Origin of the sequence: Micromonospora sp. MA102, from assembly GCF_025460765.1 — a bacterium.
GTDB lineage: Bacteria > Actinomycetota > Actinomycetes > Mycobacteriales > Micromonosporaceae > Micromonospora > Micromonospora halotolerans.
This window is the reverse complement of the sequence record NZ_JAMWEG010000010.1, coordinates 85,077-100,141: the sequence shown is the minus strand read 5'-3', so window position 1 is coordinate 100,141 and position 15,065 is coordinate 85,077. Positions and strand designations below refer to the sequence as shown.

General features: G+C 75.0%; 16 protein-coding genes. 10 read left to right on the top strand and 6 right to left on the bottom strand.

Annotation, left to right across the window (positions count from 1 at the left end; all coding sequences use genetic code 11):
• Positions 1-150: 150 nt before the first annotated feature.
• The 4 genes from NFX44_RS20955 to NFX44_RS20940 all read left to right on the top strand — a co-directional run bounded on the left by NFX44_RS20955 (position 151) and on the right by NFX44_RS20940 (position 3,516).
• On the top strand, positions 151-699 hold the full coding sequence (locus tag NFX44_RS20955) for a hypothetical protein (protein WP_262285261.1): 549 nt from the start codon (positions 151-153) through the stop codon (positions 697-699).
• A 125-nt stretch (positions 700-824) separates the two neighbouring features.
• Entirely contained in the window at positions 825-1,769 is a 945-nt protein-coding gene (locus tag NFX44_RS20950; RefSeq protein WP_262285260.1) for a cell wall-active antibiotics response protein, read from the top strand.
• Between the two features lie 50 nt (positions 1,770-1,819).
• Positions 1,820-2,791 carry a pirin family protein gene (locus tag NFX44_RS20945; RefSeq protein ID WP_262285259.1) on the top strand — a complete coding sequence of 324 codons (972 nt, stop codon included), beginning with the start codon at positions 1,820-1,822 and terminating at the stop codon, positions 2,789-2,791.
• Positions 2,792-2,823: 32 nt separating this feature from the next.
• Positions 2,824-3,516, top strand: a complete 693-nt coding sequence (locus NFX44_RS20940; RefSeq protein ID WP_262285258.1) for a hypothetical protein — start codon at positions 2,824-2,826, stop codon at positions 3,514-3,516.
• A 256-nt stretch (positions 3,517-3,772) separates the two neighbouring features.
• On the opposite strand, the gene NFX44_RS20935 is transcribed toward NFX44_RS20940, so the two are convergent.
• Both NFX44_RS20935 and NFX44_RS20930 read right to left on the bottom strand, forming a co-directional pair.
• Complete coding sequence (locus NFX44_RS20935; protein WP_262285257.1) at positions 3,773-4,435, bottom strand: DUF1345 domain-containing protein; 663 nt, start codon at positions 4,433-4,435, stop codon at positions 3,773-3,775.
• Between the two features lie 9 nt (positions 4,436-4,444).
• Positions 4,445-4,714 carry a DUF2795 domain-containing protein gene (locus NFX44_RS20930; protein WP_151465257.1) on the bottom strand — a complete coding sequence of 90 codons (270 nt, stop codon included), beginning with the start codon at positions 4,712-4,714 and terminating at the stop codon, positions 4,445-4,447.
• A 158-nt stretch (positions 4,715-4,872) separates the two neighbouring features.
• Between NFX44_RS20930 and NFX44_RS20925 the strand changes: the two genes are divergently transcribed.
• Complete coding sequence (locus tag NFX44_RS20925) at positions 4,873-5,277, top strand: DUF2267 domain-containing protein (protein ID WP_262285256.1); 405 nt, start codon at positions 4,873-4,875, stop codon at positions 5,275-5,277.
• Between the two features lie 12 nt (positions 5,278-5,289).
• Here NFX44_RS20925 and NFX44_RS20920 read toward each other — a convergent pair whose 3' ends face one another.
• Positions 5,290-6,438: a CaiB/BaiF CoA-transferase family protein gene (locus NFX44_RS20920; protein WP_262285255.1), complete on the bottom strand. Its 1,149-nt coding sequence runs from the start codon at positions 6,436-6,438 to the stop codon at positions 5,290-5,292.
• Positions 6,439-6,688: 250 nt separating this feature from the next.
• Between NFX44_RS20920 and NFX44_RS20915 the strand changes: the two genes are divergently transcribed.
• From NFX44_RS20915 to NFX44_RS20900, 4 genes are read left to right on the top strand one after another with little or no spacing between them, the layout of a single operon-like run.
• Positions 6,689-7,708 (top strand): TerC family protein, encoded by a 1,020-nt coding sequence (locus tag NFX44_RS20915; protein ID WP_262285254.1) that lies wholly within the window; start codon positions 6,689-6,691, stop codon positions 7,706-7,708.
• A gap of 49 nt (positions 7,709-7,757) precedes the next feature.
• The gene (locus NFX44_RS20910; protein WP_262285253.1) at positions 7,758-8,357 is read left to right on the top strand and encodes a molybdopterin-dependent oxidoreductase; all 600 of its coding nucleotides are present in this window, start codon (positions 7,758-7,760) and stop codon (positions 8,355-8,357) included.
• 1 nt (position 8,358) lies between these two features.
• Positions 8,359-9,120 (top strand): ferredoxin reductase, encoded by a 762-nt coding sequence (locus NFX44_RS20905; RefSeq protein ID WP_262285252.1) that lies wholly within the window; start codon positions 8,359-8,361, stop codon positions 9,118-9,120.
• Positions 9,121-9,137: 17 nt separating this feature from the next.
• The gene (locus tag NFX44_RS20900) at positions 9,138-9,431 is read left to right on the top strand and encodes a DUF6510 family protein (protein ID WP_262285251.1); all 294 of its coding nucleotides are present in this window, start codon (positions 9,138-9,140) and stop codon (positions 9,429-9,431) included.
• Between the two features lie 28 nt (positions 9,432-9,459).
• On the opposite strand, the gene NFX44_RS20895 is transcribed toward NFX44_RS20900, so the two are convergent.
• The 3 genes from NFX44_RS20895 to NFX44_RS20885 form a co-directional block, all read right to left on the bottom strand.
• Positions 9,460-11,118 carry a glycosyltransferase family 2 protein gene (locus NFX44_RS20895; RefSeq protein ID WP_262285250.1) on the bottom strand — a complete coding sequence of 553 codons (1,659 nt, stop codon included), beginning with the start codon at positions 11,116-11,118 and terminating at the stop codon, positions 9,460-9,462.
• A complete protein-coding gene (locus NFX44_RS20890) occupies positions 11,100-12,671 on the bottom strand; it encodes a glycosyltransferase family 4 protein (RefSeq protein ID WP_262285373.1) in 1,572 nt (523 codons plus the stop codon). The genes NFX44_RS20895 and NFX44_RS20890 overlap by 19 nt, the downstream gene beginning before the upstream one ends.
• A gap of 208 nt (positions 12,672-12,879) precedes the next feature.
• Positions 12,880-14,106 (bottom strand): MFS transporter, encoded by a 1,227-nt coding sequence (locus tag NFX44_RS20885; RefSeq protein WP_262285249.1) that lies wholly within the window; start codon positions 14,104-14,106, stop codon positions 12,880-12,882.
• Positions 14,107-14,491: 385 nt separating this feature from the next.
• On the opposite strand from NFX44_RS20885, the gene NFX44_RS20880 reads away from it, so the two are divergent.
• The gene (locus NFX44_RS20880) at positions 14,492-15,025 is read left to right on the top strand and encodes a GNAT family N-acetyltransferase (RefSeq protein ID WP_262285248.1); all 534 of its coding nucleotides are present in this window, start codon (positions 14,492-14,494) and stop codon (positions 15,023-15,025) included.
• The last annotated feature ends 40 nt before the right edge of the window (positions 15,026-15,065 follow it).

Here is a 15,065-nt window from a genome sequence, read left to right as displayed (position 1 = left end):
TTGTACATGGTCCCGGCGCGACGAAGAGGCCCCCCGCCCCGTCCGCCTGGATGATCCCCCCAAGACTTTCTTGAGCGCCTGACGGTGCTTGCGCACACCTGAGCCGATCCCCATCGGCGTGTGCGCCAACCCCCGAATGGAGCTACCCCCATGAACACGATGCTGCGTAAGAGCGTGCTGGGTATTGCTGGTCTGGCCTTCACCGGTGGCGTCTTCGCCGGTCCCGTCGCCGCCCACGCCGACGCCCGCCCCGTCGAGGGCAAGCCGGCCGCCGTGGCGACCGTGCAGGGCGCCCAGTCGCACATCGACCTGAACGACGAGCAGACCGCGAACGCCAAGGCGATCATCGCGGCGACGAAGAAGGCCGGCCTGCCCGAGCGGGCCGCGGTCATCTCCATCGCCACGAGCCTGCAGGAGTCGAAGCTGGAAAACCTCGGGCACCTCGGCGACGCCAACGACCACGACAGCCTGGGCCTGTTCCAGCAGCGCCCGAGCTCGGGTTGGGGCACGCCGGAGCAGATCACCAACCCCGAGTACGCCACCCTGGCGTTCGAGAAGGGCCTCAAGCAGGTCGACGGCTGGGAGACCATGCCGCTGACCGAGGCCGCCCAGACCGTGCAGGTGTCGGCCTACCCGGACGCCTACGCCCAGTGGGAGCAGCAGGCCACCGACATCGTCCACCAGCACTGGAACAGCTGACCGCGAACAACGCGCTGGCCGGCACCCCCGAAACACGGGGTGCCGGCCAGCGGCGTCTCCGAGGAATGAACTGCGCCCGGAACGGAGACGTATCAGCCGACGGGGACCGGCGAGAGGGGACAACCATGACCGACACCGAGCCGACCGGGTCGGGATGGTCCCGAACCAGCCGCCTGCTGGCCGCCGCCGCCGTGCTGGTGGTGGCGCTCGGTGTGGCGGCCGTGGTCGTGACGCTGTCCCACCCGACCCGACTCGGGATCGCCTTCTCCGGCGAGGCGCCCCCGCCGGCCCGGGACCACGCGCCCACGCCCACGGTGTGCCACGATCCCACGCCCTCGGTGTGCCACGATCCGGCGCCGGCCGAGGGCCACGGGTCCACGCCGCCGGAACTGACCCCCGCCGACGGTCACCGTCCCCCGCCGGGGGAGGGCCGGCAGCCGGGCGGCGTGACCACCGCGGCCGAGGAGACGCTGACCGCCCCGCGCGGTGACCGGCGGCAGGCCGACTTCGAGCTGGTCGACCCCCTCGCGAGCTTCACCCTGCGGGCCGCCGACCTGGGCGACGACCTGTACCGGGTCGGCGCGCCGGACGGTGCGGGCGTCGCCCCGCGGCCCGAGGTGACCGGCGACCTGGTCCGGCTGCGCGTCCAGGGCAACGGCCGGTCGGGGCCGGCCGCCGTGGAGGTGGTGCTCAACTCCCGGGTGACCTGGCGGCTGCGCCTGGCCGGCGGGGTCAGCGAGCAGCAGCTCGACCTGGATTCGGCCCGGCTGACCGGGATCGAGCTGGCCGGCGGGGCGTCCCGGACCGGGCTGCGGCTGCCCCCGTTGCGCAGCGCGCTGACCGTACGGGTGAGCGGCGGCGTCAGCGAGCTGACCGTGACCGTTCCCGGCGGGTCGCCGGCCCGGGTCCGGGTCGCGGCCGGCGCCGGCTCGGTGGCCGTGTACGACGTCCGCCGCACCGGCGTGGCCGCCGGCCAGCTCATCAGCTCACCCGGCTGGGACGAGGCCCGGGACCGGCTCGACCTCGACCTTGCGGCCGGCGCGAACACGGTGCGCATTTCAGCAGGCTGAGCGGGGGGAACGCCGTGAGCGTCGCGGTCGGCTGAGCGTACAGTCGGGCGGTGGACCGTACCGAATCCCTGCCCGGGCAGACCCTCCCACCTGGCGTGGGCCCCACGGACCCGGGCAGCGTGCTGCTGCCCGGCCACGACGTGCCGTTGGGGCGCTACACGACGGTGCGTCGCCTGCTGCCACAGCGGCAGCGGCGGCTGGTCGGCGCCTGGTGCTTCGTCGACCATTTCGGACCGGACGACGTGGCCGAGCGCCCCGGCATGGAGGTGCCGCCGCACCCGCACACCGGGCTGCAGACGGTCACCTGGCTGCTCGACGGTGAGATCCTGCACCGGGACAGCCTGGGCAACGTCCAGCCGATCCGGCCCGGCCAGCTCAACGTGATGACCTCGGGGCACGGCATCGCCCACTCGGAACGCTCACCCCTCGTGCATCCGCCGGTGATGCACGGCGTGCAGCTCTGGGTGGCGCTGCCGGACCCCGCGCGGGGCGGCGCTGCCGACTTCGCCCATCACGCCGAGCTGCCCCGGTGGCGCGACGGCGACCTGGACGTCACCCTGCTCGTCGGCGAGGTGGGCGGGGAACGCTCCCCGGCCGTGGTGCACACGCCGCTGGTCGGCGCGCAGCTCGAGGTCCGCGGGCCGGCGCCGGCCACGCTGCCGCTGCGCCGCGACTTCGAGTACGGGCTGCTCGCCATGTCCGGCTCCGCCGAGGTCGACGGCGTGGCCTTCGCCCCCGGCGCGCTGCTCTACCTGGGCGTCGGCCGGGACGCGCTGACCCTGCGGGCCGCCCCGGGCAGCCGGCTGCTGCTGCTCGGCGGCACCCCGTTCGAGGAGCCGCTGGTGATGTGGTGGAACTTCGTTGGCCGCTCGCACGAGGAGGTCGTGGCCGCCCGCGAGGACTGGATGGCGGGCCGGCGGTTCGGCACGGTCGCCGACGACGCGGCGCCTCCGCTGCCCGCCCCGGCGCTGCCCACCACCCGGCTCAAGGCGCGGGACCGGCGCGGCGGCATGGTCGGCTGAATGCCCCGGCCCGCCCCGGGTAGACGGCGGGCATGCCCACCACCAGTGCGATTTCCAGTATCGAGGACAAGAAGCGGCTGGTCCGCCGGCTCGCCGGGGACCGGGGGTTCGCCGAACGGTACGGGTTCCGGGTCACGAACAACCCGTCCCAGCTGTTCCAGGTGCTCTACCTGTCCGTTCTGCTGGCCCGGCGGGGCGACTTCCACAAGGCGATCGACGCGGCGACGGGGTTGCGGGACGCCGGCTGGGACAGCGCGGCCCGGCTCGCCCGTTCGTTGCACGCCGACCGGGTCCGTGTGCTGCGCGCCGCGGGCCAGCGCGGTGATGTGGACGCGCTGGCCGCCACGCTCGGTGACCTGGCGCAGAACGTGGTCGACGCGTACCGGGGGGACCTGCGCCGGCTGCGCACCGAGGCGCACCAGGATCCGGGCCGGGAGCGGCGGTTGCTGACCGGGCTGCCCGGTGTGGACGACGAGGTCGCGGACCTGTTCCTCCGCGAGGTGCAGGCGGTGTGGCGCGAGGTGGCGCCGGTGGCCGACCGGCGGGCGCTCGCGGCGGCCCGCCGGTTGGGGCTGGGCCGCTCCGCCGACGACCTGGCGGGGCTGGCCGGCAGCGGCGAGTCGGAGCGCCTGGCCTGGCTGGTCGGGGCGCTGGCGCGGGTGGATCTGGAGAAGCGGTACGCCGAGGTGACGGCCGACGGTTCCAGGTCGCGGCGCGGCGGATGACGCGCCGAGCCGGGGTCGTCGTCGGGAGCGGGACGTGCCGCGGGCCACAATAACGCGATACTCACCCGTTCGGCTGATGCCCTGTCGTATGATGATCGTGGCAGCGATGCCCGCCCGGTTCGGGCGAACATCCACCGCCTGTCGGTCGCGACCCGGTTCGGGCGCGGACCGGCGGGGACAGGTGCTGCGTGGCGCCCCAGGTCGCGGTTCGTGACCCGGGGCGCCCGCCTGCCTGGGGGGCCTACCCGGGGCGCGCTCACTGGGCGAGGCTGGCGAGCAGGTTCACCGTGGCGGCGATGATGACCGCGCCGAACAGGTAGGACAGCAGCAGGTGCCGCAGCGCCGTGCGGCGCATCTCGGAGCTGGACAGGTCGGTGTCGGAGACCTGGAAGGTCGCGCCGACCGTGAAGCCGACGTAGGCGAAGTCGGAGAAGCAGGGCGGCTCGGCCTGGTGGAAGTCGATCCCGCCCGGCTCGCCGCTGTAGTACAGGCGGGCGTACCGGGTGGTGAAGACGGTGTGCACCACGAACCAGGACACCAGGATGCTCAGCACACCGAGCCCTCCGTAGAGGTCCCGGGGCAGTCCGGGCGGGACGTTGTGCGCGGTGGTCAGCACCAGGCCGACCGCCAGCAGGCTGGCCAGGCAGGCGGCCAGCAGCAGGGCGTCGCGTGTCGCCCGGTTGGGATCCTCAAGCTTCGCCAACCGTGCGGTCCGGACCGCGTCCAGCCGGGACAGCCGCCCCCACTGGAGGATGAGCCAGCTCAACGCGGCGCCGTCCCAGCCGACGAGCGGAGCGAGGACCGGTGCGAGCATGGCGGCGGCGGCAGCGGCGGCGAAGACGCCGACCAGCGCCATCACCACGAGCTGGACCGCCGCCGGGATGTGCTCGTGGACCCGCGCGGCCGTCGGGCGGGGCACCGGGCGCGGTCAGATGCCGCGCAGGTGCTGTGAAACCCGCGTGTGCGGCTCCCGGGCCTGCGCGGCGCGCTGGGAGCGGCCCACCTCGGGGGCGGCGTCGATACCCGCCGAGCGGGCCACCTCGGTGCCGTTGGCGTAGTCCACCGGCGGCAGCGCCCGCAGCGCCTTCAACACCTCCGGCGGCGCGCCCTCCCGTTCGGCCTCCTGGATGACGTCGTCCTTGCCGGCCGGGTAGTCCAGCGCGGACAGGTACTCGAGGACGTCGGTGTAACTCGCCATGGGTCGGGCTCCTCGCGCCTGTAGTTGCGGTCACGACCGGCGGCGGTTACCCGGCGCCGCGCCGGTCACGCACCCGTGGGGCGGAAAATGCGGCAGTTTCCGACCCGCCCGGGCGGGTACGCCGCGGGGCGCGTGAGCAGCCCTGAGGGGGTACACCGATGGATTACCAGACCTTCGTCGACCGGGTGGCCGGGCGGGCCCGGACGGCGCCGGAGCGGGCCGCCGAACTGACCCGGGCCACGCTGGAGACGCTGACCGAGCGGCTGACCGGGGGTGAGGTGCTGGACCTCGCCGCGCAGCTCCCGAAGGAGCTGCAACGGGTGCTCAAGCCGCACCCGGCCACCGAGGCGGCGGACCGGTTCGGCGCGGCCGAGTTCGTGGCCCGGGTGAGCCGGCGCGCCGGGGTGGACGGCAACCTCGCCCGGGAGGCGGTGTGCGCGGTGTTCGTCACCCTGCGCGAGGCGGTCACCGGTGGGGAGTTCGACGACGTGGTGGTCCAGATGCCCCGCGACTACCGGGACATGGTGGAACCCGCCCTGGCGCCCGGCGCCACCCGCCGCTGACCCGGCCGCCCGTCAGGCGACCGTGCCGGCGGCGCGCAGGGCGTCGATCCGGGCGGTGTCGAGACCGGCCTCGGCCAGCAGCTCGTCGGTGTGCTCACCGGGCCGCGGCGGCGGCCGGCGTACGGAGGTGGGGGTGGCCGAGAAGCGCGGCGCGGGTGCCGGCTGGGTAACCCCGTCGGGCGCGACGAAGACCTCCCGGGCGGCCAGGTGCGGGTGCTCCGGGGCCTCGGCCCAGTCGAGCACCGGCGCCACGCAGGCGTCGGTGCCGGCCAGCAGCGCGGCCCACTCGTCGCGGGTGCGGGTGCGGAACAGCCGCGCCCAGGCCGCCCGCAGCGCCGGCCAGTTCGCCGGGTCGTGCCGGTCGGGGGCCTCGTCGCCGTCGAGCGGGAAACCGGTGAGCCGGACCAGCTCGTCGTAGAACCGCGGCTCCAGGGCGCCGACCGCGAGGTGCCGCCCGTCGGCGCACTCGTAGGTGTCGTAGAAGGGCGCGCCGCCGTCGAGCAGGTTCACCCCGCGCGGGTCCTGCCACATGCCGGCGCGGCGCAGCGCGTGGATCTGGGTGGACAGCACCGACACGCCGTCCACGATGGCCGCGTCGACCACCTGGCCGGGCGCGCCGGCGCGGACCGCGTACAGCGCCGCCACGACGCCGAGGGCCAGCATCATCCCGCCGCCGCCGAAGTCGCCGAGCAGGTTCATGGGCGGCACCGGGCGTTCGCCGGCCCGGCCGACGCCGTGCAGCGCGCCGGTCAGCGCCAGGTAGTCGATGTCGTGGCCGGCCGTGTGGGCGAGCGGGCCGTCCTGCCCCCAGCCGGTCATCCGCCCGTAAACCAGGCGGGGGTTCGCGGCGCGGCAGTCGTCCGGGCCGAGGCCGAGCCGCTCGGTGACCCCGGGCCGGAAGCCCTCGATCAGCGCGTCCGCCCCAACGACCAGGGCGAGCACCACCTCGCGTCCCTCGGGCGTCTTGAGGTCGACGGCGACCGACCGGCGGTTGCGGTTCAGCAGGTCGCCCGGGACGTCGCCGAAGCCGCCACCGCCGATCCGGTCCACCCGCACCACGTCCGCGCCGAGGTCGGCGAGCATCATGGCGGCGAACGGCCCGGGGCCGATGCCGGCCAGCTCGATCACCCGTACGCCGGTCAGCGGCCCCTGACTGCTCATCGCGCCACCATAGGGCCCCGGCCGGCGGGGCACCACGCCCCATCGTCTCGCACAGCGGTTGACCAGGGCAATCATCGGCGCCGAGACTTGGCGCGCGGGTTGAGGTTGCCCTAACCTTGGAGCCGCGAGGGGAGTACTTCCCACGAACCATTCCGGTCAGTACGGCGGGCCCCGGGTCCGCCTCGGGTGGTTGCCCACGATCGGTGGGTGAAGGAGACCTCGGACATGGCACCGTGTTCGAGGAGGCTCCATGACCGAGTTGTCATACCTGTCCGCCGCCGAGTTGTCGTCGGTCGGCACCCCCACCCTCTGGGCGGTGACCATCGCCGGCGTGCTGGCGCTGCTGGTGCTGGACTTCCTGGTCACCCGGAAGCCGCACGAGGTCTCCCTGAAGGAGGCGCTGGGCTGGTCGGCCTTCTACGTCGCCCTGCCGCTGGCCTTCGGCGCCTGGGTGTGGGGTCGCTACGGCTCGGAGCAGGGCGTCCAGTATCTCACCGGCTACCTGGTGGAGAAGTCGCTCTCGGTCGACAACCTCTTCGTCTTCATGCTGCTGCTGGCCGCGTTCGCGGTGCCCGCCGTGCTGGCCCAGCGGGTGCTGCTCTACGGCATCGCCGGCGCGCTGGTGCTGCGCGCGATCTTCATCGCCCTGGGCGCCGCCGCCCTGCAGACCCTCGACTTCGCCTTCCTGCTCTTCGCGCTCATCCTGGTCGCCACCGCGGTCAAGCTGCTGCGTGACGCCCTCACCGGGCACGAGCAGGAGGTCGACATCGACAAGATGCGGTCGGTCCGGCTGCTGCGCAAGGTCATGCCGGTGGTCGACGAGTACCACGGCCCGAGGATGACCATCCGGCGGAACGGCCGGCGGGCGCTCACCCCGTTCGCCCTCGTGGTGGTCGCGGTGCTCGCCACCGACGTGGTCTTCGCCGTCGACTCGGTGCCCGCCGTCTACGGCATCACCGAGGACCCCTACCTGGTCTTCGCCACCAACGCCTTCGCCCTGCTCGGTCTGCGCGCGCTCTACTTCGTCCTGCACGCCGCCCTGAGCCGCCTCGTGCACCTCAGCTACGGCCTGGCCGCCATCCTGGCCTTCATCGGCCTCAAGCTGGGCCTGCACTGGGCGCACGGCATCTGGCCCGGGGTGCCGCAGATCCCCACCCTGGCCTCGCTCGGCGTCATCATCGGCATCCTGGTGATCGTGACGCTGACCAGCCTGCGCGCCACCCGCGACCGCGCCCCCGGCGAGCGGCAGGTCGTCGTCGAGCGGCAGTGACCCGGCCGAACCCGTGGCCCCGACCCACCGCAGGTGGTACGACTGACGCGTGGGAATCGTCTCGCCAGGCTTTCAGGGCCGGCCCCGTACGGCCGAACCGGCCCTGCCGCCGGGCCAGTACCTCACCCAGGACTTCCCGGTGCTCTCCGCCGGGCCGACACCCCGGGTGCCGCTGGACACCTGGGAGTTCGTGCTCACCACGGAGACGGGCGCCGAGTACCGCTGGTCCTGGGACGAGCTGATGGGCCTGCCGCAGGAGACGCCGCACGTGGACATCCACTGCGTCACCCGCTGGTCGAAGCTGGGCACCGACTGGCAGGGGGTGTCGCTGGACACCCTGCTCGACGGCGTCGACACCGCCGCCCGGTACGCGCTGGCCCACTCGTACGGCGGCTACACCACCAACGTGCCGCTGGACGACCTGCGGGGCGGCCGGGCCTGGGTGGTCCACACCTACGAGGGGGGCCCGCTGCCGGCCGAGCACGGCGGCCCGGCCCGGCTGCTCGTGCCGCACCTCTACTTCTGGAAGTCGGCCAAGTGGGTGCGCGGGGTCCGGCTGTTCGCCGACGACCAGCCGGGCTTCTGGGAGACCGCCGGCTACCACGACTACGGCGACCCGTGGCGTGAGCAGCGCTACCAGGGCGACTGAGGTGGCCGCCCCGACGACCGGCGGCCGGATGGTCGCCCCCCTGACCTGGCGCGTCGCCCGGCTGGTGGAGCGGCGGGTCGAGACACCGAGCGCGCAGACCCTGGTGCTGGACGTGCCCGGCTGGCCGGGACACGAGCCCGGGCAGCACCTCGACATCCGGCTCACCGCCGCCGACGGTTACCAGGCGGCCCGCTCGTACTCGCTGGCTGGGCCGGCCGAGGGGGAGCGGATCGCGGTGACCGTGCAGCGGGTGCCCGACGGGGAGGTGTCGCCGTACCTCACCGACACCTACGCCGAGGGCGACCCGGTGGAGGTGCGCGGGCCGGTCGGCGGCTGGTTCGTCTGGCGCACCGACGAGAGCGCGCCGGTGCTGCTGGTCGCCGGCGGTTCCGGCGTGGTGCCGCTGATGGCGATGGTCCGGGCCCGGCGGGCCGCCGGCAGCCGGGCGCCGTTCCGGCTCATCTACTCGGTGCGCACCCCCGACGACGTCATCTACGCCGACGAGCTGCGCCGCCGCACCCGCGACGACCAGGGCCTCGACGTCGCGTACGTCTACACCCGGGCGGCGCCGGAGGGCTGGCGGGGGGAGCCGCACCGGATTGGCCTTGCCGACGTGAACAGCCACGGCTGGCCGCCCGACCTGGAGCCGCTCTGCTACGTCTGCGGCCCCACCGGCTTCGTGGAGACCGTGGCGGACCTGCTGGTCGGGCTGGGCCATCCGACCCGGCGGGTGAAGACCGAGCGGTTCGGCCCGACCGGCTGACCACCCGAGGAGAGCGCATGACCGACATGTCCTACCTGGACGGCAACATGCTCGACGGGCCGCTGCGCGACCTCTTCGCGGTCGACCTGAGCTCCGCCACCGGGCGCTGCGACCACTGCGGCATGACCGGACCGGTGGCGGGGCTGCACGTCTACTCGCACGCGCCCGGGCTGATCGGACGCTGCCCGGTGTGCTCCGAGGTGATGGTGCGCCTGGTCCGCGCTCCCGACCGGGCCTGGCTCGACCTGCGCGGCACGACGTTCCTCCAGGTGCCCATGGCCCTCGACCAGCCGCACCCCCGCCCGCTCTGACGCCGCCGCGAGCGACCGGGTCCGCGGCTCAGGACGCGACGGTGAGTTGACCCACCTGGCTGGGGGTCGGCTCGGCGTGGTTCGTCGGGTTGAGCGGCGCCGGGGCGCCCGCCGGCCGGGCCGGCGCCGGGACCGGGCGGGCGGCGGCCGGCGCGGTCCGCCGCCACCGCCGGCGCAGGCGGCTGACCAGCTGCCCGGCGGTCACCGGCACCACCGACAGCACGAGCTGGCCGTTGCGCGGGTCGACGGTCGCGGCGATCCCGTACAGGCGGGCGCCCTGGCGCAGCAGCCGGGGGCGGCCGGCGGCGAGCCGGGGCGCGCGGACCGGGGCGCTGCCCCGGCCGTGGCCCCCGTCGACCTCCGCCCGCACCGGGTGGCGCTGGCCGCTGGCCGCGCTGCCGGCGAGGAGCCGGTCGACGGGGAAGTCGGTCCGCACCGTCCGGCCGGTCGGGTCGGTGGCGTCCAGCAGGGTGGTGCCGGTGACCGGGCCGGCCACCAGCCGCACCGGTCCCGCCTCCGCGGCGAAGCGGGGGTACGGGCTGCGCGTGGTCACCGCGAGCGTGTGGCCGTCCGTCCAGCTCACCGTCACGGTGTCCAGCCGGGCCAGCCAGTCGGCGCGTACCTCGGTGACGTCGGTCCAGTCGGCCGGCGTGCCCGGGTAGCCGGCGTGCCAGCGGCCGTCGGCCACCACCGTGGCCGGGACGCCCCGCTCGGCGTCCTGCTCGATGATCGCCAGCAGCTCGTCGACGCCCCCGGCGGTCACCGCGCCCAGCCGCAGGCGGGCCTCGATGTCGAGCCGGTCGCGGAGCCCGTCGGTGACGTACCGCTCGACGAGGCGGCGCACCGCCGCGTGCACCCGCTCCTGCGCGGCGCGGTCCAGGCGGCGGAAGTCGTCGCCGACCAGGTTGGCCAGCTCCAGCCCGACGTGCCGGCGCAGCACCGCGTCCCGCCGCGGTCCGGCCGGGATCAGCCCGGCCACGAAGGCGAACAGCCGCTCCACGCTGACCAGGCGCTTGTCGACGCGGCTGTGGTAGGTGATGTTGCGGGCGTCCAGGCGGCGCACCGCGTGGTAGTAGTCGTAGTCGGCGAGCACCGAGATCCGCCGGGCGTGGTAGCAGGCGGCGAGGGTGAACGGCTGGTCGCTGAGCACCGGCATGTCCTCGGGGAAGCGCAGCCCGAGCCGGTCCACGAGGTCCCGGCGGAACAGCTTGGTGTTCGCCAGCGACCAGGGCAACGCGGAGTCGAACAGGCTCACGTCGACCGCGTTGCCGGCGGCGAAGACGTCGGAGAAGACGTGCCGGCCGTTGACCCCGACCACCTTGCCGAGGACCACGTCCGAGCCGTACCGGTCGGCGGCGGCGACCAGCCGTTCCAGGGCCTCGGGGCCGAGGTGGTCGTCGGAGCCGAGGAAGAAGACGTACCGGCCGGTCGCCACCTCCAGGCCGCGGTTGCAGGGTGCGGCCGGGCCGCCGGAGTTGGCCTGGTGGAGCACCTTGACGGTGCCGGGGTGGCGGGCGGCGAGCCGGTCCAGCAGCCGGCCGCTGCCGTCGGTGGAGCCGTCGTCCACCGCCACGATCTCCAGGCGGTCGCGGCCGATCGTCTGGCGCAGCAGCGAGTTCAGGCAGGCCCGCAGGTAGGGCCGGGTGTTGTAGACCGGGATGACGACGCTCACGTCTGGGGTGGGCACCGGAGCGCTCCTCGGGAAGTCGACGATTCGGACGGGTCCGTGTCGGGCGGGGGCGGGGCGTCGGGCAGCAGCCGGCGGTACGCCGCCTCCAGCACCTCGGCCTGCGCCGACCAGGTCCAGGCGGCGAGCAGGCCCGGCCGGTCGTACGCGGCGCGGTGCCGGGCGGGGTCGGCCAGCACGGCGGTCACCGCGCGGACGAGGTCGTCGACGTCGCCGGCCCGGAACACCTCGCCCTGGCCGGTCTCCCGCACCGTCGCCGCCATGGTCCGCACGTCGCTGACCACCACCGGCAGCCGCGCGTGCGCGTACTCGAAGAACTTGGTGATCAGGGCGATCTCGTGGTTGGGCCAGTGGTGGATCGGGATCACGCCGACGTCGGCGCCGGACAGGAACGGCACCACCTGCCAGTGCGGCACGTACGGCAGCACGTGCAGCCGGTCGGCGACGCCGAGCCGGGCGGCCCGTTCGGCGAGCCGCTCGACGTACCGCAGCGCCGGGTTGACCACCAGCGCGAGGTGCACGCCCGGCAGCCGCGGCAACGCCTCGACCAGCGTGTCCAGGCCGCGCTGCGGGGCCGCCGCGCCGCTGTAGACCACCAGCGGCACGTCGGGGGCGAGCCCGCACTCGGCCCGCAGGTCCGGCGGCGGCGCGTCGTCGGCCGGGCGGTGCTCGTCGGCGGGGGCGTTGAGCAGCACGCCCGGCGTCTCGGCGAGCCGGTGCTCGCGGCGCAGCAGCTCGGCCAGGTCCGCCGAGACGGTGAGCACCGCGTCGGCGTGCGGGGCGTACTCCCGCTCGTGGGCCCGGTGGGCGGGCAGCCAGCGCGCGTGGTCCCGCCACGGCTTGATCCCGGGGAGGAACTCGTGGGCGTCCCAGACCAGCGCGATCCGGCGGCCCTGGCCGGCGGCCCGGATCTTGGCGCGGGCGCCGACGCCGAGCATCCGGAAGTCGTGCGCGTGGATCAGGTCCGGGCGCAGCCGGTCCACCTCGGGGCCGTACGCCAGCTCGAAGTCCCAGAGCCCCGGCTCCAGCCGCCGCCACGCCCGGTCACCCTGGACGAGCTGCCAGAACAGCGTGTAGGCCCGGTCCCACGGTCCCCGGAAGCGGCGGCCGTACCGGACCCGGTTCATCATCTTCGTGCGCAGCCACACCCAGCGGTCGAGCAGCCGGGCGGCGACCTCCCGCCGGCGCAGCGCGCGCCGCGCCCGGCCCAGCCGCGCGCCGGCCAGCTCGCCGTCGGCGGCCCGCCGCGCCACCAGGGCGTCGCGGACGGCCAGGTCGGCCCGCCAGGCCCGGACCCACTGGGCCCGGTGCTCGGCGACGCCGTCCGACCGGTACGCCAGCGGCCACCGCAGCGAGCGGCGGAACTCATGGCGGCGCCGGTGCAGCGGCTCCGGGACCGGCAGCAGCCGCACCTCGGCGGCGCCCAGCCGCCAGGTCCGCTCGACGCCGTCCGGGGAGCGGCCGAGCAGGGTGACGTTCCATCCGGCCTCGGCGGCGGACCGGGCGATCTTCTGCACCCGGGAGTCGCCCTCGACCTTGTTGTCGACGAGCATGACGATCCGGCCGCGGCGCGGCGGTGTCGCCTCGTCGTGTGCCACTGCTGGTCCTCCGCTGGTCGGCCGGCCGCTCCGGCGTGACCCCAACCTGCTGGAGGCATCGGTCGGCGCGGCGACACCGACATGACGCCGAGGTGACCGAGAGGAGGCGGTTGGGGGATGCCGGTGGGGAGACCGGACGGCCTCCCCACCGGCGCCGGGCGGATCAGCGCCCGGTGTCGCCCAGCCGGCGCCACACCAGCACGGTGAGCACCGTGAGTGCCGCCGCGGCCAGCCAGAACGGCGCCAGGATGCTCCCGGTCGCCCGGGCCAGGACGCCGCCCGTGGCGGTGCCCAGCGCCGCCCCACCCAGGTCGGCCAGGGCGTAGACGCTGGTCACCCGGCCGTGCAGCCGGTCCGGCACGAGGCGCTGCCGCAGCGACACGACCAGCACGCCCCAGACCATGGCGTGCCCGCCCCACACGCACAGCGCCACGCCGGCGACCGCCGGGCTTCGGGTGCCGGCCAGGACGAGTTGGAGCCCGACCTCGATCAGCAGGCCGACCCGCAGCAGCGCGGGGGTGCCGAACCGGGCGCGCAGCCGGGTGGCCAGCGCGCTGCCGGCCAGCCCGCCGAGCGCCAAGGCGGTCAGCAGCAGCCCGTACCCGACCTCGGCGAGGCCGAGCCGCTGGCGGGCGTACAGCACGAAGGCGGCGAACGCGGCGCAGAAGGCGACGTTCATGACGGCGATGCAGCCGGCCAGGGTGCGCAGCACCGGCACGGCCCACAGCGCGCGTACACCTTCCAGCACGTCGGCCCGCAGCGACCGGCGCGGAGCAGCGGGCGTCCGCGGCTCCGCGGACGGGACGGGTCGCCGGCGCAGCAGGGCCAGCAGCAGCGCGGCCAGCCCGAAGCTGGCCGCGTCGACCCCGAACGGCAGCGCCGCCGCGCACACGAAGAGGTACGCCCCGAGCGGCTTTGCCACGAACTGGTTGCCGATCACGAAGGTGGCGGAGAGCCGGCTGTTGGCCTGCTCCAGGCGATCGGCGGGCACCACCGACGGCAGCAGCGCCCCGGCCGCGGTGTCGGCCAGGGTCTCGCCGACACCGGTGAGGAAGAACGCGAGGCAGATCAGAGGCACCGTGGCCACCCCGGCGAGCACGGTCCCGGCCAGCGCGGCCAGCACCAGGGCCCGACCCAGGTTGACCGCGACGACCAGCCGGCGGCGGTCGAGCCGGTCCACGAGCGCTCCGCTGACCAGGGCGAGGAGCAGCCACGGGAGTTGCGGGGCGAGCGCCGCCGCGGCCACCGCCGCCGGGTCCGGGGTGAGCGAGGCGACCAGCAGCGGCGCGGCCACCAGGGTGATGCCGTCGCCGAGGTTGGAGACGGCGGAGGCGGTCCAGAGCCGCCGGAAGTCGGGGCCGAGCCGGTCGGCGGGACGGGTGGCCGTCATGCCGGCCACCGGGCAGGGGTACGTGGTCCGGGTGCGACGCGGCACCCGGACGGGTCGTCCGGAAACACGAGGAACTCCCTCGGAAGCGATGTGGTGGCGTGCGGGCACGCCGGGACGTCGGGACCCGCGCAGGGCGGATCACCGGATCGCTTCGCGATGAGGGTGGCGGTGTCGGGCCGGCGAAAAGCGCCGGGTGGGCGCGGAGACCGCGCCGGTCAGGTCAGGACACCGGGTCGCCCACCGGCGAAGCGGGAACCAGCACCGTGCCGAGTGGAGCAGTCCTCATGATCGACCTCCCGTCCTCGGGTGCCACGCTAGGACACCCCGGCGGGCGGCGCGACCCCGGTTGGACATCGGGCGGGCGGGTGACCGAGAGTGGATCACCGTGAGGTACCTACGCAGCGACGGCCGCGTCGCGATCCGCCGTCCCCGTCCCGCCGACGAGGCGGAGTTCATCGCCGCCGCCCGGCGCAGCCGCGACCTGCACCACCCGTGGCTCGCCGCGCCCGACGACGCCGAGCGGTACGCCGCCTACCTGCGCAAGATCCGGGCGCGGAACAGCACCGGGTACCTGCTCTGCGACCGGGCCACCGGCGAGATCGCCGGGTACGCGAACATCAGCGGCATCGTGATGGGCGCCCTGCGCGGCGGCTACCTGGGCTACGCCGCCTTCCTGCCGTACGCCGGCACCGGGCACGCCTCGGCCGGGGTCCGGCTGGTGGTCGAGCACGCGTTCACCGCGCTGGGGCTGCACCGGCTGGAGGCGAACATCCAGCCCGGCAACGAGCTGTCGAAGAAGCTGGCCCAGCGGCTCGGGTTCCGGCGGGAGGGCTTCTCGCCGGACTACCTGTTCGTCGACGGCGCCTGGCGCGACCACGAGCGCTGGGCGATCACCGCGCCGGAGCCGGGGCGGGGCTGACGGCGCGGTGGCGGCCGCCCCAACGGCGGCCGCCACCGGT

What these genes read in the sequence shown, in the direction of transcription:
- NFX44_RS20955 (WP_262285261.1), top strand. Translation starts at nt 151, where the DNA reads ATGAACACGATGCTGCGTAAGAGCGTGCTGGGTATTGCTGGTCTGGCC.
- NFX44_RS20950 (WP_262285260.1), top strand. Translation starts at nt 825, where the DNA reads ATGACCGACACCGAGCCGACCGGGTCGGGATGGTCCCGAACCAGCCGC.
- NFX44_RS20940 (WP_262285258.1), top strand. Translation starts at nt 2,824, where the DNA reads ATGCCCACCACCAGTGCGATTTCCAGTATCGAGGACAAGAAGCGGCTG.
- NFX44_RS20930 (WP_151465257.1), bottom strand. Translation starts at nt 4,714, where the DNA reads ATGGCGAGTTACACCGACGTCCTCGAGTACCTGTCCGCGCTGGACTAC.
- NFX44_RS20925 (WP_262285256.1), top strand. Translation starts at nt 4,873, where the DNA reads ATGGATTACCAGACCTTCGTCGACCGGGTGGCCGGGCGGGCCCGGACG.
- NFX44_RS20920 (WP_262285255.1), bottom strand. Translation starts at nt 6,438, where the DNA reads ATGAGCAGTCAGGGGCCGCTGACCGGCGTACGGGTGATCGAGCTGGCC.
- NFX44_RS20915 (WP_262285254.1), top strand. Translation starts at nt 6,689, where the DNA reads ATGACCGAGTTGTCATACCTGTCCGCCGCCGAGTTGTCGTCGGTCGGC.
- NFX44_RS20900 (WP_262285251.1), top strand. Translation starts at nt 9,138, where the DNA reads ATGACCGACATGTCCTACCTGGACGGCAACATGCTCGACGGGCCGCTG.
- NFX44_RS20890 (WP_262285373.1), bottom strand. Translation starts at nt 12,671, where the DNA reads ATGCTCGTCGACAACAAGGTCGAGGGCGACTCCCGGGTGCAGAAGATC.
- NFX44_RS20885 (WP_262285249.1), bottom strand. Translation starts at nt 14,106, where the DNA reads ATGACGGCCACCCGTCCCGCCGACCGGCTCGGCCCCGACTTCCGGCGG.